At 75.0% G+C, this 20,953-nt stretch carries 19 protein-coding genes; 13 read left to right on the forward strand and 6 right to left on the reverse strand.

The genetic code is table 11. The annotated features are described in order from the left end of the window. Positions 1–26: 26 nt before the first annotated feature. Entirely contained in the window at positions 27–596 is a 570-nt protein-coding gene (locus J3P29_RS02475) for an XRE family transcriptional regulator (RefSeq protein ID WP_210491444.1), read from the forward strand. A 78-nt stretch (positions 597–674) separates the two neighbouring features. Here J3P29_RS02475 and J3P29_RS02480 read toward each other — a convergent pair whose 3' ends face one another. After that, entirely contained in the window at positions 675–1,301 is a 627-nt protein-coding gene (locus J3P29_RS02480; RefSeq protein WP_210491445.1) for a methyltransferase domain-containing protein, read from the reverse strand. 25 nt (positions 1,302–1,326) lie between these two features. Beyond that, a complete protein-coding gene (locus J3P29_RS02485; protein WP_210491446.1) occupies positions 1,327–1,902 on the reverse strand; it encodes a TetR/AcrR family transcriptional regulator in 576 nt (191 codons plus the stop codon). Positions 1,903–1,976: 74 nt separating this feature from the next. On the opposite strand from J3P29_RS02485, the gene J3P29_RS02490 reads away from it, so the two are divergent. From J3P29_RS02490 to J3P29_RS19605, 3 genes are read left to right on the forward strand one after another with little or no spacing between them, the layout of a single operon-like run. Then, complete coding sequence (locus tag J3P29_RS02490; RefSeq protein WP_210491448.1) at positions 1,977–2,450, forward strand: universal stress protein; 474 nt, start codon at positions 1,977–1,979, stop codon at positions 2,448–2,450. Between the two features lie 12 nt (positions 2,451–2,462). Then, complete coding sequence (locus J3P29_RS02495) at positions 2,463–2,903, forward strand: universal stress protein (RefSeq protein ID WP_210491449.1); 441 nt, start codon at positions 2,463–2,465, stop codon at positions 2,901–2,903. Beyond that, positions 2,894–3,784: a phosphatase PAP2 family protein gene (locus tag J3P29_RS19605; protein ID WP_210491451.1), complete on the forward strand. Its 891-nt coding sequence runs from the start codon at positions 2,894–2,896 to the stop codon at positions 3,782–3,784. The genes J3P29_RS02495 and J3P29_RS19605 overlap by 10 nt, the downstream gene beginning before the upstream one ends. Here the strand turns inward: J3P29_RS19605 and J3P29_RS02505 are convergent. Together J3P29_RS02505 and cofH are read right to left on the reverse strand one after the other, a co-directional pair. Beyond that, positions 3,781–4,443 carry a class II aldolase/adducin family protein gene (locus J3P29_RS02505; RefSeq protein WP_210491452.1) on the reverse strand — a complete coding sequence of 221 codons (663 nt, stop codon included), beginning with the start codon at positions 4,441–4,443 and terminating at the stop codon, positions 3,781–3,783. The genes J3P29_RS19605 and J3P29_RS02505 overlap by 4 nt on opposite strands. Before the next feature lie 4 nt (positions 4,444–4,447). Next, a complete protein-coding gene (gene cofH, locus J3P29_RS02510; protein ID WP_210491453.1) occupies positions 4,448–6,700 on the reverse strand; it encodes a 5-amino-6-(D-ribitylamino)uracil--L-tyrosine 4-hydroxyphenyl transferase CofH in 2,253 nt (750 codons plus the stop codon). 227 nt (positions 6,701–6,927) lie between these two features. On the opposite strand from cofH, the gene J3P29_RS02515 reads away from it, so the two are divergent. Then, on the forward strand, positions 6,928–7,596 hold the full coding sequence (locus J3P29_RS02515; RefSeq protein WP_210491455.1) for a TetR/AcrR family transcriptional regulator: 669 nt from the start codon (positions 6,928–6,930) through the stop codon (positions 7,594–7,596). 25 nt (positions 7,597–7,621) lie between these two features. Here J3P29_RS02515 and J3P29_RS02520 read toward each other — a convergent pair whose 3' ends face one another. Both J3P29_RS02520 and J3P29_RS02525 read right to left on the reverse strand, forming a co-directional pair. Continuing rightward, complete coding sequence (locus tag J3P29_RS02520; protein WP_210491456.1) at positions 7,622–8,629, reverse strand: NADP-dependent oxidoreductase; 1,008 nt, start codon at positions 8,627–8,629, stop codon at positions 7,622–7,624. Further along, positions 8,626–12,852: a DEAD/DEAH box helicase family protein gene (locus J3P29_RS02525; protein WP_210491457.1), complete on the reverse strand. Its 4,227-nt coding sequence runs from the start codon at positions 12,850–12,852 to the stop codon at positions 8,626–8,628. The genes J3P29_RS02520 and J3P29_RS02525 overlap by 4 nt, the downstream gene beginning before the upstream one ends. A gap of 229 nt (positions 12,853–13,081) precedes the next feature. On the opposite strand from J3P29_RS02525, the gene J3P29_RS02530 reads away from it, so the two are divergent. The 8 genes from J3P29_RS02530 to J3P29_RS02565 all read left to right on the forward strand — a co-directional run bounded on the left by J3P29_RS02530 (position 13,082) and on the right by J3P29_RS02565 (position 20,897). Beyond that, positions 13,082–13,726 carry a TlpA disulfide reductase family protein gene (locus J3P29_RS02530; protein ID WP_210491458.1) on the forward strand — a complete coding sequence of 215 codons (645 nt, stop codon included), beginning with the start codon at positions 13,082–13,084 and terminating at the stop codon, positions 13,724–13,726. After that, a complete protein-coding gene (locus J3P29_RS02535; protein ID WP_210491459.1) occupies positions 13,723–14,229 on the forward strand; it encodes a GNAT family N-acetyltransferase in 507 nt (168 codons plus the stop codon). The genes J3P29_RS02530 and J3P29_RS02535 overlap by 4 nt, the downstream gene beginning before the upstream one ends. After that, entirely contained in the window at positions 14,226–15,191 is a 966-nt protein-coding gene (locus tag J3P29_RS02540) for an AEC family transporter (protein WP_210491460.1), read from the forward strand. Before J3P29_RS02535 ends, J3P29_RS02540 begins: the two co-directional genes overlap by 4 nt. Then, the gene (dtd, locus tag J3P29_RS02545; RefSeq protein WP_210491461.1) at positions 15,191–15,622 is read left to right on the forward strand and encodes a D-aminoacyl-tRNA deacylase; all 432 of its coding nucleotides are present in this window, start codon (positions 15,191–15,193) and stop codon (positions 15,620–15,622) included. The genes J3P29_RS02540 and dtd overlap by 1 nt, the downstream gene beginning before the upstream one ends. Positions 15,623–15,828: 206 nt before the next feature. Continuing rightward, a complete protein-coding gene (locus J3P29_RS02550; protein WP_349239751.1) occupies positions 15,829–16,821 on the forward strand; it encodes an ABC transporter permease in 993 nt (330 codons plus the stop codon). A gap of 85 nt (positions 16,822–16,906) precedes the next feature. Further along, positions 16,907–18,727, forward strand: a complete 1,821-nt coding sequence (locus J3P29_RS02555; RefSeq protein WP_210491463.1) for an ABC transporter substrate-binding protein — start codon at positions 16,907–16,909, stop codon at positions 18,725–18,727. Positions 18,728–18,813: 86 nt separating this feature from the next. Continuing rightward, positions 18,814–19,773, forward strand: a complete 960-nt coding sequence (locus J3P29_RS02560) for an ABC transporter permease (protein ID WP_210491465.1) — start codon at positions 18,814–18,816, stop codon at positions 19,771–19,773. Beyond that, on the forward strand, positions 19,770–20,897 hold the full coding sequence (locus J3P29_RS02565; RefSeq protein WP_210491467.1) for an ABC transporter ATP-binding protein: 1,128 nt from the start codon (positions 19,770–19,772) through the stop codon (positions 20,895–20,897). Before J3P29_RS02560 ends, J3P29_RS02565 begins: the two co-directional genes overlap by 4 nt. Positions 20,898–20,953: the final 56 nt, after the last annotated feature.

Raw genomic sequence — 20,953 nt, forward strand, 5'->3', positions numbered from 1 at the left:
CCCGTCGTCTGCCAAGCTGATTTGCCATGACGGCAAAGGAGTCGATCGACGAACGCGTGCGGCGCCGGCTCCGCGAGCTGCGCGCCGAGCGCGGCATGACCCTCGCCCAGGTCGCCGAGCGCGCGAGCATCGACGTCTCCACGCTCTCCCGGCTCGAGGCGGGCAAGCGACGCCTGGCGCTCGACCACATCCCGGGCCTGGCGGCGGCCCTCGGGGTGACCGCCGACGACCTGCTCGGCAGCGCCCCGCGCGCCGACCCGCGGGTGCGCAGCGAGCCCGTGCGCCGGAACGGGATGACGATGTGGCCGCTCACGCGGCGGGGCCCCGCGGCCGGCCTGCAGGCGTACAAGATCGTCGTCCACCCGGAGCGGCACGCGCCGCCGGATCCGCTGCCCGTCCACGAGGGGCACGAGTGGCTGTACGTCCTGTCCGGGCGGATGCGGCTGGTCCTGGGCGACGACGAGCTCGTGGTCGAGCCGGGCGAGGCCGTCGAGTTCTCGACGCTCACCCCGCACTGGTTCGGCGCCGTCGACGGCCCGGTCGAGACGATCGCGATCTTCGGGCCGCAGGGCGAGCGCGTGCACGTCCACGGCTGACGGCCCGCGGCCGGGTCGCGGCGGGCCCCACGCCGGCGGCGGCCCGCCCGTCCCGACGCGCCTCCGTCCCGACGCGGGTCAGTCCCGGCGGCGCAGCACGTGCACGGTGGACCGCTCGCCGTCGCGGCGCGGCGGCGCGTCGACGTGCCAGGCCTCGCGGGCCAGGGCCCAGAAGCCCTCGGCGGGCCGGCGCCCCGGATCGGCCACCCACGCCTCGCCGCCGGGGGCCACGGTGCGCTCCAGCGCGCGCAGGAGCGGCGCGGCGTTGCGGGCCTCGTAGAGCACGTCCGCCGCGATGACGAGGGGCCACGGTCCGTCGGGCTCGGGCGCGTCGGCGAACCAGTCCAGGCGCCGCGCCCGCACCGTCACGGCGTTGCGGGCCGCGTTGGCCGCCAGCAGCTCGAGGGCGTCCGGGGCCCAGTCCGTCGCCACGACGTCGGCGCCGCGGCGGGCCGCGAAGAGGCTCGGCAGCGCCAGGCCGCACCCCAGCTCCAGGATCCGCAGGCCGCGCAGGTCGTCGCGCTCGGCCAGGCGCCGCGCCAGCACCGGGGCGCTCGGCCACAGCTCGGCCCAGTACGGCAGGTACTCCTCGTGGGCGAACGCCTCCTCGTCCAGCAGCGCCTCGGGGTCGCGGGGGCGCAGGACGTCGAGCGTCTCGCCCGCGATCTCGAGGCGGTCGGGGACGAGGTCGGGCGCGGCGGGCACCCGCCGACGGTAGCGGCGCCCGCGGCTAGGCGGTCATCCCGGCGAGCACGAGCTCGGTCAGCCGGACGGCGGCGTCGCCGTCCTCGTCCGCGACGTTCTGCACCGCCAGCAGCAGGTAGCGCAGGTCGTCGACGCTGGCGTCGGGGCGCAGGCGCCCCGCCGCCTGCGCCCGGGCGAACAGGCCGTGCAGCACCTCGCGCGCGGCGGCGCGGGCCTCCTCCACCTCGGGGCGGGGCACGAGCACCCACGCGTCGCGCGCGATGCGGTCCTGGCACCCGGCCCGGATCGAGGTCAGCAGCCCGCTCGTCAGCGCCTCCCACGGGTCCTCGAGCTGGGCGGCGGCGAGGAAGCGCTCGCGGGCCTGCTCGATCCGCTCGACCACGAGCGCGGCGACGATGTCGTCCTTCTTCCCGACCTGGCGGTAGATCGAGCCGACGCCCACCCCCAGCGCGTCCGCGAGGGCGGGCATCGGGAAGTCGACGCCCTCGCGGGCGAACAGGGCGCTCGCGACCTCGAGCGTGCGCCGGCGCTTGCCCGCGGCGTCGAGCGAGGCCCAGGCCGCGGCCTCGTCGGCGGCGAGGGGGTGACTCGGAACGCTCATTCCGCTATCGTAGAGGGCCGCAGGCGGAACGTCGATTCCGCCGCCGGCACCCCCCTCGCTTCCAGGAGCACGCCATGACCGCCCCCGTCCTCATCGCTTACGACGGCTCGAAGAACGCCGACCACGCCATCGACGTGGCCGGCGAGCTGCTCGGCGGGGGGCCGGCCGAGCTCGTCCACGCCTGGGAGCCGGTGACGAGCGCCGCCGTCCGCTCGGCCGTCTACGCCGTCGCGTACGACGAGAGCCGCGAGATGCTCGAGCGCGAGCAGGCCTACGCGCAGGAGGTCGCGGAGCGCGGGATGGAGCGGGCATGCGCCGCGGGGTTCGCGGTGACCGGCGGCGCGCGCCAGGACCGCGGGCCGGCGTGGCAGACCATCGTCGCGCGGGCCGACGAGCTGGCGCCGCGCATGATCGTCATGGGCACCCGCGGGCTGACCGGCGTGCGCTCGGCGCTGGCCGGCTCGGTGTCGCACATGGTCGCGGCGCACGCCGCCGCGCCGGTGCTGACGATCCCGCTGCCGCGCGACGAGGGCCGCGTCCGTCCCTGATCCCGCGCCGCCGTGTTCCGCCAGCCGCTGCTCGTCCTCACGGACAGCCCGTCCGGGCGTCGCGCCCTCGACCTGGCCGTCGAGCTGGCGGCCCGCGACCGGGGCTGCCTGACCCTGGCCACCGTCACGGACACGTCGCCGCCGTGGTGGGCGGGGGCCGGGACGGGGCTGGACGCCGCGGCGGAGCGCGAGGCGTCGTGCCGCCACCACGAGGGGCTGCTGGCGGCGATCCGCGACGCGCTGCCGCACGACCTGTCGGTCCGCACGCGCTGCCTGCAGGCGTGCGAGCGCCCGGGCACGCAGGTGCTGCGCGCGCTGGACGAGGGCGTCCACGACGTGCTGGTCGTGGAGGCGCCCGCGCCGTGGCCCGTCGCGGCCGCCGGCCACTGCAGCGCGTGGCTGCAGCGCCACAGCCCCGTCCCCGTGCTGACGGTGCGCGAGCCGTGCCGGTGATCGCGCCCACGCGCGCGGGGACCCTGCCGCGCCGCGACGCCCGGCCGGGGACGTCGGCCCCGGCCCGGCGCCCACGGCCGGTCGCGGACGCCGCCCGGGCCCGCGCGGACCGGCTGCGCCGGCGCCTGGACGGCCGCTGGAGCGCGCGGACGACCGTCCTCGTGCTGGCGACCGCCTACCTGGCCTACGCGCTGGCCCACGTCGTCGGCGACGACCCGGGCGCCGCCCTCGCCCACGCCCGGAGCATCGCCGCCGCCGAGGCGGCCGTGGGGCTGGACGTGGAGGCGCCCCTGCAGCGGGCGTTGGACGCGCCGGCCCTGGTCTGGCTGCTCGGCCGCGTGTACCTGGCCGCGCAGTTCGTGGTCGCGCCGCTCGCGCTGGCCGTCACGGCCTGGCGGTCGCGGCTGGTCTTCCGCCGCCTGCGCGACACTCTCCTGCTGTCGTGGCTGCTGGCGACGCCGGTCGACGCCGCGCTGCCGGTCGCCCCGCCGCGCCTGGCGGACGTGGGCGTGGCCGACACGATCACCGCGAGCGGCTCGTCCGCGATGACGTCGCCGGTCGCCACCGTCGTGCTCAACCCGTTCGCCGCGGTCCCGAGCCTGCACGTGGCCTTCGCGCTGGCGGTCGGCGCCGCGCTCGCGGCCCTGACGCGGCGCGGCTGGCTGCGGCTGCTGGCCCTCGCCTGGGGACCGGTCGTGGCGGTGACCGTGATGGCGACGGGCAACCACTTCGCGCTCGACGCCCTGGCCGGCGCGGCGGTCGTCGCGCTGGCGGCGGCGCTGAGCGTGGCGGTGCACCGGCCGCCCCGTCCGCGGACGGCGGCCGCGGCCGGTCCCGTCGGGGACGCGCGCGCCGGGACCCCGCTCGCGGCGCGCGCCTAGCCGACGAGGCGCGGGTCGGCGCCGCGCAGCAGCCACGCCACGCGCGCCTGCCGCTCGACGACCCGGGCCACGACGACGGCGTCCTCGGGCGTGCGGCCGACGGTCAGCACGCCGTGGCCGCCGAGCAGCACCGCGCCGCCGCCGCCGAGCGCCGCCACCGCGCCGCGGGCCAGCTCGGCGCTGCCGGCCGGGGCGGCCGGCGCGGTCGCGACGGCGCCCACGTCGTAGTAGCCCAGGTCCTCCAGCTCGGGCGCGAGCGCCTCGCCGAGGAAGCTCCACGCCGTCGCCGCCACGCTGTGGGTGTGCACGACCGCGCCGACGTCCGGCCGCGCGCGGTACAGCGCCAGGTGCAGGGGAAGCTCGCGCGACGGCACCCCGGCGCCGCGGACGGCGCCCGTCGCCAGGTCCACGCGGACCAGGTCGCGCGGCCGCATCCGCTCGTACGCCGCGCGGGTGGGCGTGATCCGCAGCTCGCGGCCGACCCGGGCGCTGACGTTGCCGACCGAGCCGACGACGTGGCCCTCGTCCAGCAGCGCCCGCGCCGCGGTGACGACGGCCCGCGCCCGCCGGCGCGCGCCGGCGCCCGGCAGCGGCAGGCGGGCCGCCGCGGGCCGGGCCAGGCCGGCCGCGCGGGCCGGCAGCGACGCGGGTGCGCCCATCGGCTCAGGCGACCGGCACCAGCCCGGCGGCGGGCAGCGGGTGCTCGCGGCGGATGGCGTAGAGCGTCGAGCGCTCCGCCGCCGGCCGGCCCGCGCGGTGCGCGGCGGCGATGAGCTGCGGCGGGTCCAGGACCGTGCCGTGCTGGGCGCCCGCCAGGCGGCTGATGTTCTCCTCCATCAGGGTCCCGCCCAGGTCGTTGACGCCCCAGCGCAGCGCCTCGGTGGCGGCGTCCAGGCCCATCTTCACCCACGACGCCTGCACGTTGCGGATCGTCCGCCCGAGCGCCAGGCGGAAGACGGCGGTGTGCCGCAGGTTGTCCTCGGGCGAGATCTCCTCGACCCCGTGCGTGCGGCCCAGACGCGTCTGGAACGGGACGAAGGACAGCGGGACGAACTCGGTGATGCCCCCCGACTCCTCCTGCACCCGGCGCACGAGGCGCAGGTGCTGGGCCAGCTCCCACGGCTCCTCGATGTGGCCGAACATCACCGTCGACGTCGACGGCACCCCGGCGGCGTGCGCGGCCTTGATCACCGCGACCCAGCGGTCGACGGGCAGCTTGTTCGGCGAGATCCGCTGGCGCATGCCGTCGACGAGCACCTCGGCGGCGGTGCCGGGGGTCGAGCCCAGCCCGGCCTCGCGCAGGCGGGGGAACAGCTCGTGCAGCGGCACGCCGGAGATCTCGGCCATGTGGTCGATCTCCATCGGCGAGTACGCGTGCAGGTGCAGGTCGGCGCCGTACCGGCGGCCCGCGTCCTTCGCCCGGCGCAGCCACGTCTCGTAGTCCTCGAGCGTCCAGTCGGGGTGGATGCCGGACTGGATGCACAGCTCGCTCGCCCCGTACTCGACGGCCTCGCGCACCCGGGCGTCGAAGTCCTCGGGGGTGATCGTGTAGGCGTCGGGCGAGCGCTTGGACTGGCCGAAGCCGCAGAACGCGCAGCCGACGGTGCAGACGTTCGAGATGTTGATGTTGCGGTTGACGACGAACGTCACCGTCTCGCCGGCCAGCTCGCGCCGCAGCTCGTCCGCGGCGATGCGGATCTCCTCGACCGCCGACGGGTCGCGCTCGACCAGCAGCGCCGTCAGCTCCTGCTCGGACAGCGGCGCGCCGTCGCGGGCCTTCTCCAGCGCGGGGGCGACGAGGCCGCGGTCGACGACGAAGGGCGCCTCGGAGCGGCCCGACGTGCCGCGCGGGATGAACGTCCAGTACTTGACGGTGATCGTGTCGAGCACGGCCTGGTCGAGCCACGTCTGGTCGATGTACTTGCCGTAGACGCACAGGCGCTCGGACAGCGCGGCGCCCTGGCCCTTGAGGCCCTCGCGCACCTGGTTCGGCGACGGGAAGGGGTGCTCGGGCGAGATGTGGTCGCCGTTGGCCGACAGCCCGCCCAGGTCGGTCGCGCCGGCGGCGACCAGGCGCGGCCACCAGTCCGCCAGGTTCGGCGGGATCTGGATGCCGACGTCGGGCATCAGGCGCCGCGTCTCGTGGACGAGCTCCTCCATCTCCTCCACGGTCACGGGCGTCGCCCACGACGGCAGGTCCAGCTGCGGGCGCCCGTCCGCGATGCCGGTGCGCCAGTAGTCGCGCGCGGCCTCGTCGGCGATCGCGCCGACGTCCTGCCCGTAGTACCGCTGGTGGGGGACGAAGTTCTGCAGGATGATCTCCTGCAGGTGGCCGAACTCGGCGTGCGCCTCCGCCAGGGCGGCGAGCGAGTCCAGGCGCTCCTGCCGCGTCTCGCCGATGCCGACGAGGATGCCCGTGGTGAACGGGATCTTCAGCTCGCCCGCCGCGCGGATCGTGGCCATGCGGCGGTCGGGGTGCTTCGACGGCGAGCCCGCGTGGACCGTCTCCATGAGTCGGGGCGAGATCGACTCGAGCATGACGCCCTGCGAGGCCGCGATCCGCCGCAGCCGCGCCAGGTCGTCCTTCGACACGGCGCCCAGGTTCGTGTGCGGCAGCAGCCCGCGCTCGAGCGCCCGCTCGCCGGCCCACACGACGTAGGCGACGAAGTCCGCGAACCCCCAGGCCTCCAGCTGCCGGCGCACCTCGGGGTGGCTGTCGGGCTCCTCGCCCGTCAGGATCAGCAGCTCCTTCGCCCGCCGCTTGACCGCCTCGTCCAGCTCGCGCTCGACCTCCTGCGGGGTGTGCAGGTGGAACTTGCGGGTCGAGAACGCGCAGTACTTGCACACGGCGCTGCACGTCCGCGAGAGCGAGAGCGTGTGGTTGCGGCTGAAGGTGACGCGTTGCGCGGCGCTCATGGGGATCCTCCGGGCGTGGGGCCGTCGGCGGCCGACGCGGTCCCGCGGCCCGCTGCGGCCGGGCCGGGGGACGGGCGGAGCGGCGTTCGCCGGGGCGTAGCGACCCATTCTGGCGCACCGCGCGGGCGGCGCCGCCCACGGGTCGAGAACGGCCTGCAGAACGGTGTATTCGCCGCGGGCAACGGGACGCCTGGCGTCCGCGTGCGCCGTACTGCCAGAATCGACGTATGAGTCCCGTCCCGCGCAGCGCCCGTGGCGCCCGCTCCGGCACCTCGACCCCGGCCCGCGGCGTGCGGCGGCGGGACGCTGAGGTGCTCGCGGCGGCCACGAAGGTCTTCCACGAGAAGACGTACCCGGAGGCGTCCGTGCAGGACGTCGCCGACGAGCTCGGCATCCTGAAGGGCAGCCTGTACCACTACATCAAGACGAAGGAGGACCTCCTCGTCTGGCTGTGCGAGGACGTCCACGACGACCTCGACGCGTTCCTCGCCGAGGTCCAGGCGCAGGAGGACGAGCTCGCCCCGCTCGAGCTGCTCGACGCGTACGTCCGCAGCCACGTGCTCTTCAGCACCGCCAACCTGGCGCGCGTGGCGGTCTACCACCACGACTACGACCAGCTGAGCGCCGAGCGCTGCAAGGAGCTGCAGCCGCGCCGACGCCGGCACGACCAGTACGTCGCGGGCGTCATCGCGCAGGCGCAGGAGCGCGGCCAGATCGCCCGGGACGAGGAGCCCCGCGTGCTCAGCCAGATCGTGTTCTCGGTCCTGACGGGCGTCTACCGCTGGTACCGGCCCGGCGGGCGGCTGAAGCCGGCGGCGCTGGCCGACCTGTGCGTCGACTTCGTGCGCTGCGGGCTCGTCGCGGGGCAGGGCGGCGGCACGGACGGGGACGCCTGAGCGTCCCCGCGTCGCCCGCCGCGGCTCAGCCCAGGCGGACGAGCATCTTGCCGCGGTTGCGGCCGGCCATCAGGTCCAGGAACGCCTGCGGCGCGTTCTCCAGGCCGTCGACGACCGTCTCCTCGTAGCGCAGCTCGCCGGCGCGGAGCCAGCCGCCGACCCGCTCGACGAACTCGTCGCGCAGGTCGTAGTGGTCCAGGACCAGCAGGCCCTGGATCGTGCCGCGCGTCTGGATCAGGCGCACGAGGTTGCGCGGGCCGGCGGGCGGCTCCGTCGCGTTGTACTGGGAGATCATCCCGCAGATCACGATGCGGCCGTGCAGGCGCAGCGCGCCGATCGCGGCCTCGAGGTGGTCGCCGCCGACGTTGTCGAAGTACAGGTCGACGCCGTCGGGCGCGTGCTCCTTGAGCTGCCGGCGGACCGACCCGGCCTTGTAGTCGATGCACGCGTCGAAGCCGAGGTCCTCGACGACGTGGCGCACCTTCTCGGGGCCGCCGGCCGAGCCGATGACGCGCGAGGCGCCGAGCTTGCGGGCCATCTGGCCGACGGCGGAGCCCACGGCGCCCGCGGCGGCCGAGACGAAGACGACGTCGCCCTCGCGGATGCTGCCGGAGCGGACGAGGCCCGAGTAGGCCGTCAGGCCCGGCATCCCCAGGATGCCCAGGAACGCCTGCGCCGGCCCGGCGGCCGGGTCGACGTGGGCCGCGCGCTTGGCCGGCAGCAGCGCGTAGTCGCGCCAGCCCGCGCCGTGCAGCACCAGGTCGCCGGGCGCGTGGGAGGACGCGTTCGACATCACGACCTCGCCGACGGCCCCGCCCTCGAGCGCGGCGCCGACCTCGAAGGGCGCCACGTACGACGGGCGGTCGTCCATGCGGCCGCGCATCGCCGGGTCGACGCTCATCCAGCGGTTGCGGACGAGGATCTGGCCCTCGCCGGGGTCGGGCAGCTCGGTCTCGACCAGCCGGAACGTGTCCGGGGTGGGGGTGCCGACCGGACGCTCGGCCAGGTGGATCTCGCGGGACGTGGTGCTCATGCGCTCTCTCCGTCGTCGGGGTCGGAGGCCGGCGGGGTCGCCGCGGCCGCCGCCCGCTTCGCCGCCGCGGTGGTCCGCTTGGCGGCCGTGCTCGTGCCCTTCGCCGCGGCGCTCGCGGCCTTCGCCGCGGTGCCGGCGGCCTTGCGCGCCGTCCGCTTGGCGGTCGTCGCGGCGGCCTCGACCGGGTCGTCGGCCGTCGCGGCGGGGGACGTCTGTGCGGCCTTCGTGGCCGTCCGGCGGCGGGCGGGGGCCTTCGGCGCCCCGTCGGCGGCGTCGGCCGGCTTCGCGGTCCGGCGCCGCGCGGGCGCCTTGGGCGCCTCGTCGGCCGGGGCGTCGGCGGCGGCCGCCTTCGTCGTGCGGCGGCGGGCCGGCGTCTTCGGCGCCTCCTCGGCGGAGGCCGGCGCGTCCGCGGCCTGCTTCGTCGTCCGGCGGCGCGTGGGCGTCTTCGGCGCGTCGTCCGCGGCGGGCGCGTCCGCGGCCTGCTTCGTCGTCCGGCGGCGCGCGGGCGTCTTCGGCGCCTCGTCCGTCGCGGCATCGGCGGCCTCGGCCTTCGTGGTCGTGCGGCGGCGGGCGGGCTTCGGCGCCTCCTCCGCTGCGGGAGCCTCGGCGTCGGCGGCCTTCTTCGTCGTGCGGCGGCGGGCCGGCGTCTTCGGCGCCTCCTCGGCTGCCGGAGCCTCGGCGTCGGCGGCCTTCGTCGTCGTGCGGCGGCGCGTGGGCGTCTTCGGCGCCGCGTCGGCGGCCGGGCCCGCGGCGGCGTCGGCCTCCGGGGTCGCGGCGGCCTTCTTCGTCGTGCGGCGGCGGGCCGGCGTCTTCGGCGCCTCCTCCGTCGTCGGGGCCTGGACGGCGGCCTCCGCGGAGGCGGCGTCGACGGCCACGTCGTCGGCCTTCTTGGCGGCGCGGCGGCGCGTGGGCGGCTTCGGCGCCTCCTCCGCGGCCGGCGCCTGCGCGGCGTCCGCCCCGGCGTCCGCGGGGACCCCGGCGTCGGCGGGCTTCTTCGCGGTCCGGCGGCGCGTGGGCGGCTTGGGCGCCTCCTCCGCGGCCTCGGCCGCGACGGCGTCCGTCGACGCCGGCTCGGCGGCGGCGACCTTCCGGGTGGTGCGACGGCGGGCCGGCGTGGCGGGCGCGTCCTCCGCGGCCGGGGCCGGCGCGGTGTCCGCCCCGGCGTCGGCGTCCGCCGACGCGGCGACCTTCCGGGTGGCGCGCCGGCGGGTCGGCGTGGCGGGCGCGTCCTCCGCGGGGGCCTCGGCGGCGACGTCCGGCGCCGGGGCGCCCGCGTCGGACGCCTCGCCCGGCGCGTCCGCCGCCGTCGGGCCGTCCGGCGCAGCCGCGGCCGCGCCGCGGCGACGGCGCGCGGGGCGCGGGGCGTCGTCGGCGGGCTCGGCCGGCGCGTCGGGCTGCGCCGCCGCGGGGCGGGGCTCGTCCTCGCCCACGGGCACGCTGACGACGACCGTGCCGCTGCCCTCGCCCTCGGTCGTCGCCTGCGCGGCGGCCTCGGCCTGGGCGGCCGCGCGGCGGCGGCTGCGGGAGCGCGAGCGGGACCGTCGCGAGCGGCTGCGGCCGGACCCGCCGCCCTGCGCGGCCGCGCCCTCGCCACCTTCGGGGGCGACGGCGACGGCGACGCCGCCCTCGGCCTCGGCGCCCTCGACGGCGGTCCCCTCGGCGGCGACGGTCTCGGGGGCCTGCCCCTCCTGCGCGCCGCCCTTCTTCTTGCGCGAGCGCTTCTTCCGGCGCTTGCCGGACGGGAAGTCCTTCAGCAGGTCGCGGCTGAGCGCGCCGGGCTTGCGGGCCAGGCGGGTGCGCGCCTCGCGCAGCACCTCCTCGGCCTCGGGCGTGTGCGCCACGGCCGCGGCGAGCAGGGCGGCCTGCAGGCGGCGATCGTGCTGGCGCGCGCCGTGGACGAGGCGCCGCGCGTTGCGGGCGTGCGCGGCGCCCGACGAGTTGACGAGCAGCCCGAGCAGGTGCTTCGTCGCCGGCCAGCGCTGGGCGGCGTACTCCTCGTGCAGGTCCCGCGTGTACTCGGCGAGGCGCCAGATCCACGCCGTCGCCTGGTCGCGACGGCCGATGCGCCGGTCCGCCATCGCCTGCAGCAGCACGCGCGAGGCCTCGCGGCGCTCGTCGCGCGGCCACTGGCCGACGTGGTCGATCGCGGTGTCGAACGGCTCGGCCTCGCGCAGGACCGCGATCTCCTGGATCGCGCGCATCCGCAGCTGCGGGTTGCGGTTGCGCTCCAGGGCGGTGATGAGGAACTGCCGGCGCAGCTCGCCCGAGCGGTCGAAGTTGAGCATCGCCCGCGCGCGGCGCCAGTTCGCCGGCGAGGCCTTGGCCCCGGACAGCGCGGCCCACACCCGCTGCTCGCCCCAGTCGAGCTGCTCGACGGCGATCCGCCACAGCTCGCGCTCGAAGACCTGGCGCCGGCGCTCGATGTCCGGGGTCACCGGCAGCACGCGGCGCTCGACCTTCACCCGGCGGCCGCGGCCCCGGCGCACGGGGCCGACGACGATGGCGCCGCCGCGGTAGACGTCGCGGTCCAGGAGCGAGTGCAGCGTGACGACCGGGTCGTCGTTCGTCGTCGCCGGGTGGACGAAGTCGATGACGACGCCCGCCTCCTTGCCGGGGTGGCGGCGGGTCACGCGACCGACGCGCTGCTGGTAGATGCGCTTGGACGCCGTGGGCGCCAGGTGCATGCAGATCGTCGCGCGCGGCGAGTTCCAGCCCTCGGCCAGCAGCTGCGCGTTGACGAGGACGTCGACCTCGCCGGCCTCGTACTCGGCGAGGATCTTCGCCAGCTCGCGCTTCGGCGTCTCGCCCGAGACCGCCTGCGCCTTGATCCCGACCGCGCGGAAGCTCTCGGCGACGTTGTAGGCGTGCTGGACGCCCGCGGCGTAGACGACGCCCGGCGTGTTGCGGAAGCGCGTCTTGTACAGGTCCGCGATCGCCAGGTTGAACGGGACGTGGTCGAGCAGCTTCGCCAGCTCGTCCTGGTCGAACTCCATGTCGACCTCGCCCTTGCGCAGCGGCACCTTGGCGATGGTGCGCACGCCCGGCCCGGGCGGGATCCGCAGGCAGCGCAGGGGCGCGATGACGCCGCGCCGCGCGGCCTGCGCCAGGTCGAAGCGCGAGGTCTGCGTGGGGAAGAGGTCGGTGACGTGGCGGGCGATGAGCGCGCCCGTCGCCGTCATGCCGATGAAGATCGGGCCGGTCCACGCGCGGATCGCGGCGGACGTCTTGTCGCCGAGCGCCGTGTGGGCCTCGTCGCAGATGACGACGGTGTAGGCGCCCGAGATCTGGCCGGCGTTGCGGACGAACCACTGGTACGTCTCGATCGTGACCGGGCCGCCCGCCGAGGGGTCGAAGCCGCCCGTGTCGATGTCGGCGTCGCCCAGGAGCGGCTTGCACAGCCGCGCCCCGTAGCCGCGCGTCTGCAGCTCGTCGATGAACTGGTCGACGAGGTTGCGGCGGTGCGTGAGGATGAGGATGCCGCCGGTGCGGCAGGCCTCCACGAAGCCCATCGCGGCGACGGTCTTGCCCGCGCCGGTCGCGTGCTCGAACCAGAAGCGCTTGTGCGCGTTCGGGTCGTTCAGCGCCGCGGCGTCGATGTCCTCGTCGACGTCCTCCTCGGCCTCGTCGTCGTAGGACGCGGACTCCGGCTCGGGCTCCGACTCGGGCAGCTCCTCGAGCTCGTCCTCCAGGCTCGGCGCCGGCTCGTCGTCCGCGTCGCGGTCCTCGTCGTCGAGGTCCTCGTCCGGCTCGGCGTCCTCGTCCGGCTCGTCGGGATCGGGCTCGGCCGGCAGGCCCGCCGGGGGCGGCTCCTCCACCTCGGTCGGCTCCTCGTCCTCGAACGACAGGAGCAGGGCGTCGCCGTCGCTCGTGTCCCCGCCGCGGGCCCGGCGCTGCGCGTCCGCCAGCAGCGCCGCGTACGTGCCCGACAGCGCGTCGATCTGGTGCGGGTTGAGCGTCGTGCCGTCCGCCAGCGTCGGCGTCTCGGTGTGGAGCGCGCGGTCCAGGCCCAGCAGCAGCGACCAGCGACGGCGCCACTTCTGCGTCGGCACCGACGCCCCGGCGTTCAGCTCGCCGAGGGCGAACTCGAACGCGTGGCGGCGGATCGTGCCCGGCGCGAGGACGTCGGCGGCGTCCTCGCCCTCGCACACGAACGGCTCGTGCGTGAAGGCGGCCACCCGGTCGATGTCGGCCGGGGAGGGGACGGAGGTGACCTCAGGGGCCACGACGGACGGTCGTTGCGCCATACGGGGCAGGGACGGTGGGAGCAGGAGGTCCCGCGGCAGAGCGGTCGCGACGGTGCGAGCGGTCGGCGGCGAGCGGGCCGGCGGACAGGTACGGGGGAGACGGCGGGGTCTCGCCCGGGCAGGCAGCCGCATCGTACCGGACGCGCCCCGCGACGGCACCGGCGGCCGGCGGTGGACAGCGACGCCGGCTGTGGCATCGTTGGGCGGGATGGACGTGCCGCGCTCCCCCCGCCGCCGTGTCGCGGTCGGCGTGATCGCCGTGCTCGTCCTCGCGGCGCTCGGCGTCGGCATCGCCCAGGGCGGCAACGAGGTCCGGTCGCCCGACGCGGTCCCGAGCCTCGCGCAGGCCCGCGAGGACGTCGCGGACGCCCCGCCCGCGCTCGCGCGCGTGTACTCACGCGCCGCCACGGTGCTCGGGCTCGACCGCGCGGGCTACGACCGCTACGTCCGCGCGCTGCGCGGGCACCCCGTGGTGATCAACGCCTGGTACGCGGACTGCGCGCCGTGCCGCGAGGAGTTCCCGATCCTGCGCCGGGCCGCCGCCGAGCACGGCGACCGGATCGCGTTCCTCGGGATCAACACGGCGGACGACCGTGCGAAGGCCCAGGCGTTCGTCGACGGGCAGCCGACGATCTACCCGCACGTGCTCGACCGCGGCGCGGCGATCGCCCGCGGGTACGGGGCGGGGAGCGTGTCGCCGTCCACCGTCATCCTCGACGCCCGCGGCGAGGTCGCCGCCGTGCACGCCGGCGTCTACGCGAGCCTGGACGAGCTCGAACGCGACCTCCGGCGGTACGCCGGGGCCGCCGCGACCCCGCAGGCGACGACGTCCCAGGAGGACCGCGCACGATGACCGAGACGACGCACGAGCCCAGGACCCCCGGCGCCACCCCGATCGAGCTGCACTGGGTGCGCAGCTCGGCCGAGCTGCGCGCGGCGATGGCCCTGCGCTTCCGGGTCTTCTGCGACGAGCAGGGCGTCCCGCGCGAGGAGGAGGTCGACGCGTACGACGACATCGCCCGGCACGCCGTCGCGGTGACGCCGGACGGGACGGTCGTCGGCACGATGCGCCTGATCAGCAAGGGACGCGTGGTCAAGGTCGGGCGCGTCGCCGTCGCCCCGGAGTGGCGCGGGCACGGGATCGCCTCGCGGCTGCTCGAGCGGGCCGAGGAGTACGCCCGCGGCGTCCGCGCGGACGAGCTGCGCCTGGCCGCCCAGGTCCGGGCGATGGCGCTCTACGAGAAGGCCGGGTACCGCCCGGTCGGCGAGCCGTTCCCCGAGGCGGGCATCGAGCACGTCTGGATGGTGCGCGACGTCGTCCCCGCCCGCCACGGGCGCCGCGCGGCCCGCACGTGAGCCTGCCCGTCCTCGTCGTCGTCATGGTGGCGGCGACGCTCGCGGGCGCCGCCGCGCAGCGGCGCTGGCACGGCGGGGCCGAGGTCGCGTCGCGCGGCGCCATGAGCCTGCTGCTCACGTGGGTGCTGCCGGTCGTCTACCTGGTGCTCGTGTCGCGGGTCCACGTCGACGTGACCCTCCTGAGCGGCCTGGCGGCGGGCTACGTGACGATGGCGCTGTGCGGCACGGCGGCGTGGTTCGTCGCCGCACGGGTGCTGCGGCTGCCGCCGCCGACCGTTGGCGCGGTGATCCTGGCGGTCATCGTCGCCAACACCGGCTACTTCGGCCTGCCCCTGGTGCGCACCGTCCTCGGCGGCGACGAGCTCGGCCCCGCGGTGGCGTGGGACAGCCTGGTCGCGGGACCGATGTTCTTCGTGGCCGCGTTCGCGGTCGGCGCGGCGTTCGGCACCGACCGCTCCGCGGCTGCGGCGAGCGGTGCCGACGCGGAGGAGCGCGCCGAGCTGGCGGCCGGCGACCGCCTGCGCGAGTTCCTGCGCAACCCGCTGCTGTGGGCGGCGCTGGCCGGCCTGCTGCTGCCGTGGGACGCGCCGCGCTGGGCGGGCGAGATCGCCCAGGACGTCGTCGTGGCGGTGCTGCCCGTCGGCTTCTTCGTCGTCGGCGTCCAGCTCGCCGCGCAGCGCGGCGCGGACGGCGCGGCGTTCCGCGGGGGCGGGCTCGGCGCCGCCGTCGGCCTGGTCGTGCTCCTGCGGCTCGTCGCCGCGCCCCTCGTCGTCGTGGGGCTCTCGCTCGCGTTCCTCGACCTGCCGTCCGGGATCCTGCTGCAGGCGGCCGCGCCGTCGGGGCTCAACGGCATGCTCGTCTCCCACCGCTTCGGGCTGGACCCGCGCCCGGTGGCGGCCTCCATCGTCCTGACGACGACGATCATGACGCTCGGCGTCGCGATCGTGACGGCGGTCGGCTGATGCGCGCCCTGGTGCAGCGGGTGACGCACGCCGCCGTCGCGGTCGACGGCCACGAGGTCGCGCGGATCGGGCCGGGGCTGCTCATCCTGCTCGGCGTGGCCCGCACGGACGACGAGGCGACGTGCGACTGGGTCGCGGACAAGGTCGCGCGCCTGCGCCTGTTCGACGACGCCGACGGCCGGATGGACGAGCCGGTGACCGCCGCGGGGCGGCAGGTGCTCTGCGTCAGCCAGTTCACCCTGTACGGCGACGTGCGCCGCGGGACCCGCCCCTCGTGGTCGGCCGCCGCGCCCGGCGCGCACGCCGAGCCGCTCTACGACCGCTTCTGCGCCCGCCTCGGCGCACACAAGGGCGTCTTCGGAGCCGATATGGCCGTCACCTCGACCAACGACGGACCGGTCACCGTGCTCGTGGAGCGCGACGCCGAATAGCCTGCAACGGAGCGGGTTCCCGCGCGCCGGCGCCCCGCGCTTGGCCCGCTGGACAGGGGCGACGCCCCCCGCTTGGCCCGACAGACTTCCCCCCTGGGTCCCACGATGTGTCAATCTCTCCGACGGTCCGCGCGACCTCCCGCCACTCCCTCGTGGCTCCGGGCCCCGCAGATCGTCTCCGTTCCCTCCTCAGGAACCCTCGCTACGTGAGCACCCCGATCGCGGCCGAGCCCGGCCCTGAACCCGTCGTACCCGATTCGCCCGAGGCGGCGGCGGCCAACGCGCCCATCGCGGCGCGATCGCCGCTCCAGCTGTTCTGGGGGCGACTCAAGCGGGACAAGGTGGCCATGGTCGCGCTGGGCTTCATCGCCCTCGTCGTCCTCATCGCGATCTTCGCGCCGCTCATCGTCAAGGTGTTCGGCCTGCAGGACCCGAACCTGCAGAACGACGACGCGCTGAACGACTTCGGCTCGCCCGTCGGGCCGTCCGGGGCGCACCCGTTCGGGGTGGACGACCGCGGCCGCGACGTGCTCTCGCGCGTCCTCTACGGCGCCCGCGTGTCCATGCTCGTGGCGTTCGTCGCGACCGCGGTGACGATGGCCATCGGCGTCGTCCTCGGGCTGCTCGCCGGCTACTACCGCGGCAAGGTCGACGCGTTCCTGTCGCGCATCACCGAGCTGACGCTCGCCTTCCCGACGATCCTGCTCGGCATCGGCCTGAGCGTCGCCTGCGCCGACGGCTGCCTCGGCGGCGCGATCCAGCCGGGCCTGACGGTCGTCGTCGTCGTGATCTCGCTGACCTCGTGGCCGTACGTCGCCCGCCTCGTGCGCGGGCAGGTGCTGTCGCTGCGCGAGAAGGAGTTCGTGGACGCCGCGCGCTCCCTCGGCGCGAGCGACCGCCGGATCATCTTCCGCGAGATCCTGCCGAACCTGACGGCGCCGCTCATCGTCATCGCGACGATCCTCATCCCGCAGAACATCCTGGCCGAGGCCGCCCTGTCCTTCCTGGGCGTCGGCGTCGACCCGAGCACCCCGTCCTGGGGCGCGATGATCTCGGACGCGATCAAGATCTTCGACACCGCCTGGTGGTTCATGGTCTTCCCCGGCATCGCGCTGCTCCTCGCCGTCCTCGCCTTCAACATCGTCGGCGACGGCCTGCAGGACGCCATCAACCCGCGCACCGGCCGCAGCTCCAAGTAGCGGCCGTGCGCCCCGCGGGTCGCACGTCTTCCCTTCCCTCCCCGTCCCTCCCATACCCCTCGGTTCCCGACAGAAAGGACTCGTGATGCGCCGTTATCTCGGTCTCCCGCTCACGATCGCCGGCCTCGCGGCCGCGTCCATGGGGCTCGCCGCCTGCGGTGGCGACGACTCCTCCAGCGGTTCATCCGGCTCGTCCGGCTCCAGCGCGTCCGCCAGCAGCGACCTGCCGCCCGGCGCGTACGACCCGGCCCAGAAGCCCGCTCCCGGCAAGGCCGGCGGCGTCGGCACCATGCTCGCGTCCTCGGACGTCGACTACATGGATCCGGGCCAGGCCTACTACCAGTTCTCGTTCCTGGTCCTCGAGGCGACCCAGCGCCGCCTGTACTACTTCCAGCCGAACGACGCCACGAAGGTGATCCCGGACATCGCCGAGGGCGATCCGGTCATCTCCGACGGCAACAAGACCGTCACGGTCAAGCTGAAGAAGGGCGTGAAGTTCTCGCCGCCGGTCGACCGCGAGGTCACCTCGAAGGACATCAAGTACGCGATCTCGCGCCTCTTCACGAAGACGTCGCCGGGTGGCTACACGAACTACTTCGACTTCATCGAGGGCGCGCCCTCGTCGCTGCAGGCGAAGACGCCCGACATCAAGGGCATCGAGACGCCGGACGACCAGACGCTGATCTTCAAGCTGACGAAGCCGTACGCGGCCCAGCTCGTCCAGTCCTTCGTGCTCCCCTACACCGCGCCGGTGCCGGAGGAGTACGCGTCGAAGTTCGACAAGAACAACCCGTCGACGTACCAGGACAACGTCGTCTCCACCGGCCCGTACATGGTGAAGAACAACGCCAAGGGCAAGATCGACGGCGTCGGCTGGAAGAAGACGAAGAGCATCACGCTCGTCCGCAACCCCAACTGGGACAAGGCGACGGACTTCCGCCCGGCCTACGCCGACGGCTGGAACATCAAGACCGACGTGACGGACGCGAACGTCGCCGCGCGCCAGGTGCTCGACGGCAGCCACATGCTGCTCGACACCAACCCGCCGGCGAACATCCTCGAGCAGCTCGCCACGAAGACCAAGGACCAGTACACGCAGACGCCGTCCGGCGGCTTCCGGTACTTCTCCATGAACAACGACATCAAGCCGTTCGACGACGTGAACGTCCGTCGCGCGGTGATCGCGGGCTTCAACCGCGACGCGGCCCGCAAGGCGCGCGGTGGCAAGTTCGTGGGTCCGATCCCGACGCACTACCTCACCGAGGGCTTCCCCGGCTACGAGCAGGCCGGCGGGGAGAAGGGCTTCGACGTCGACTTCATGAACTACCCGAAGGGCAACGCCGAGGTCTCGGCGAAGTACTTCAAGGCGGCGGGCTACGCCTCGGGCAAGTACGAGGGCAAGGAGCAGCTCCTGATGGTCGGCGCCAACGCCGACCCGGGCAAGGCGGCGGCGCAGGTCGCGGCCAACGAGTTCAAGCGCATGGGCTTCAACGTCCGCCTGCGTCTCGTCCCGCAGGACGCGGTCTACAACGAGTGGTGCGGTCAGCGGACCAAGAAGGTCGCCATCTGCGGCACGGCCGGCTGGTTCAAGGACTTCAACGACGCGTCGACGCTCCTGCAGGTGCCGTTCTACGGCGGCGCCATCCCGAAGGAGAAGGGCCAGGTCTCCTACAACCTGTCCTACCTGAACGACCCCGCGGTCAACAAGGCCGTCGAGGCCGCCCTGCCGACGACCGGCGAGGAGCGCCTGAAGGCGTGGGCCGCCGTCGACAAGGCGATCGTCATGGCCGCCCCGGCGGTCCCGTTCGTCGCCGACAAGACGACGGACGTGCGCTCGAAGGACGTCGCTGGCGTCCCGAGCTCGTTCAACTCGCTCTGGGACCTGAACTTCACGTCCCTGAAGTAGTGCTCTGAGCGCCGCGGGGGCCCGCCACGTGCGGGCCCCCGCGCCGTTCGCCCCCGTCTTCTTCCCTCACAGAAGCAGCTTCCTCCGTGGCCAGATACATCATCAGACGCCTGCTGTGGACCGTGGTGACGCTCGTCATCATCACGGCAGTCGCGTACTTCCTCTTCCGCGTCCTCCCCTCCGGCGACCCCGTGCGGGCCCGGGCCGGCAAGGCGCCCACGCAGGAGCGCCTCGACGCGATCCGCGAGTCCCTCGGGCTCGACAACCCCTGGTACCAGCAACTGGGCGACTTCCTCTGGAACGCCCTGCACTTCGACTTCGGCCGGTCGTACATCTCCGACGCCGAGCTCCGTCCGCTGCTGCTCGACGCCCTCGGCGCGACCGTCTGGCTCGTCGTCGGCGCGGCCGTCGTCTGGCTGAGCGTCGCCTTCGTCGTCGGCACGATCTCCGCGCTCAAGCGCGGCAAGCTGCCCGACCGCCTCGCGATGGGCGGCGCCCTCGTCGGCATCTCCGCCCCGGTCTACTGGCTCGGCCTCGTCGGCCTGTACCTGTTCGCGACCGACATCGGCAAGTTCCACGTCTTCCCGGGCGCCGGCGCGTACCAGGACGCCTCCGGCTTCTTCGACCGCGCGTGGGGCATGGTCCTGCCGTGGATCGTCCTCGCCGCCGCGTTCTCCGCCGTCTACGCCCGCCTGCTCCGCGGCAGCCTGCTCGAGACGATCGAGGAGGACTACATCCGCACGGCCCGGGCGAAGGGCCTGCCCGAGCGCACGGTCATCTTCAAGCACGCGACCCGCTCCGCGGTGACGCCGATCGTCACGGCGCTCGGCGTCGACATCGGCCTGCTCATCGGCGGCAACGCGATCCTGACGGAGTCCGTCTTCAACATCCCCGGCCTGGGCCGGCTGTCCTACGACGCCATCCAGCGCGGCGACGTCGCGACGATCCAGGCGACGGTGCTCTTCCTCGCGTTCTTCGTCTGCATCTCGGCCCTCATCGTGGACCTGCTCTACGCCCTCATCGACCCGCGGGTGAAGTACGAATGACCGACTCCAACGCGCCGGCCGACCAGGCCGGCACCGCCCCCCGGGACCCCGCGGACGCGCCCCTGCTCGAGGTCCGCGACCTGAAGGTCGGCTTCCGCACCGAGGACGGCCTGGTCCAGGCCGTCGGCGGCGTCTCCTACAGCGTCGACCGCGGCCAGTCGCTCGGCATCGTCGGCGAGTCCGGGTCCGGCAAGTCCGTCTCGAGCCTGACCCTCATGGGGCTCACGCGGTCGGCCTCGACGATCATCAGCGGCGAGGTCTTCTTCGAGGGCCGCGACCTGCTCAAGCTCTCCACCGAGGAGCTCCGCGCGATCCGCGGCAACGAGATCGCGATGATCTTCCAGGACCCGCTCTCGTCGCTGCACCCCTTCTACCGCGTCGGCGACCAGATCATCGAGGCGGTCCGGGCGCACAACGACGTCACGAAGAAGCAGGCGAAGGCGCGGGCCGTCGAGATGCTCGGCCTCGTCGGCATCCCCGAGCCGTCGCGCCGCGTCGACAACTACCCGCACGAGTTCTCGGGCGGCATGCGGCAGCGCGTGATGATCGCGATGGCGCTGGCCAACGACCCGAAGCTGCTCATCGCCGACGAGCCGACCACGGCCCTGGACGTGACCGTCCAGAAGCAGATCCTCGACCTGATCGACCGCCTGCAGAGCGAGCTCGGCACGGCCGTGGTGATGATCACCCACGACCTGGGCGTCGTGGCCGAGACGACCGACGAGATCGCCGTCATGTACGCCGGCCGCATCGTCGAGCGCGCGCCCGTCGCGGACCTGTTCCGCCAGCCGCGCCACCCCTACACGTGGGGCCTGCTGCGCTCCATCCCGCGGCTCGACATGCCGCGCGACGTGGAGCTCGTGCCCGTCGACGGCCGTCCGCCGAGCCTGATCGGGCTGGGGGACGACTGCTCCTTCCGCGCCCGCTGCCCGTACGCCGCCGGCTGCTGCCGCCCCGGCATGCCGCCGCTCGAGCGCGTGCCCGGCGACGACGCGCACGCCGTGCGCTGCACGATGCCGCCGGAGCGCAACACCGAGATCTGGCGCATCCTCTCCGGGGGCGGCACGCCCGAGGAGGCCGCGGTGGCCGTCGGCATCCCGACCCGTCAGGAGGAGGTCGCGTGAGCACCCCCGAGCCGAGGACCGACGTCGACCCGCGCGCGGTGCTCGAGGACCCCGAG

The sequence above is a fragment of the Patulibacter sp. SYSU D01012 genome, assembly GCF_017916475.1.
Taxonomy (GTDB): Bacteria; Actinomycetota; Thermoleophilia; order Solirubrobacterales; family Solirubrobacteraceae; genus Patulibacter.

What these genes read in the sequence shown, in the direction of transcription:
- J3P29_RS02490 (WP_210491448.1), top strand. Translation starts at nt 1,977, where the DNA reads ATGACCGCCCCCGTCCTCATCGCTTACGACGGCTCGAAGAACGCCGAC.
- J3P29_RS02530 (WP_210491458.1), top strand. Translation starts at nt 13,082, where the DNA reads ATGGACGTGCCGCGCTCCCCCCGCCGCCGTGTCGCGGTCGGCGTGATC.
- J3P29_RS02565 (WP_210491467.1), top strand. Translation starts at nt 19,770, where the DNA reads ATGACCGACTCCAACGCGCCGGCCGACCAGGCCGGCACCGCCCCCCGG.
- dtd (WP_210491461.1), top strand. Translation starts at nt 15,191, where the DNA reads ATGCGCGCCCTGGTGCAGCGGGTGACGCACGCCGCCGTCGCGGTCGAC.
- J3P29_RS02555 (WP_210491463.1), top strand. Translation starts at nt 16,907, where the DNA reads ATGCGCCGTTATCTCGGTCTCCCGCTCACGATCGCCGGCCTCGCGGCC.
- J3P29_RS02535 (WP_210491459.1), top strand. Translation starts at nt 13,723, where the DNA reads ATGACCGAGACGACGCACGAGCCCAGGACCCCCGGCGCCACCCCGATC.
- J3P29_RS02475 (WP_210491444.1), top strand. Translation starts at nt 27, where the DNA reads ATGACGGCAAAGGAGTCGATCGACGAACGCGTGCGGCGCCGGCTCCGC.
- J3P29_RS02505 (WP_210491452.1), bottom strand. Translation starts at nt 4,443, where the DNA reads ATGGGCGCACCCGCGTCGCTGCCGGCCCGCGCGGCCGGCCTGGCCCGG.
- J3P29_RS02515 (WP_210491455.1), top strand. Translation starts at nt 6,928, where the DNA reads ATGAGTCCCGTCCCGCGCAGCGCCCGTGGCGCCCGCTCCGGCACCTCG.
- cofH (WP_210491453.1), bottom strand. Translation starts at nt 6,700, where the DNA reads ATGAGCGCCGCGCAACGCGTCACCTTCAGCCGCAACCACACGCTCTCG.
- J3P29_RS02485 (WP_210491446.1), bottom strand. Translation starts at nt 1,902, where the DNA reads ATGAGCGTTCCGAGTCACCCCCTCGCCGCCGACGAGGCCGCGGCCTGG.
- J3P29_RS02520 (WP_210491456.1), bottom strand. Translation starts at nt 8,629, where the DNA reads ATGAGCACCACGTCCCGCGAGATCCACCTGGCCGAGCGTCCGGTCGGC.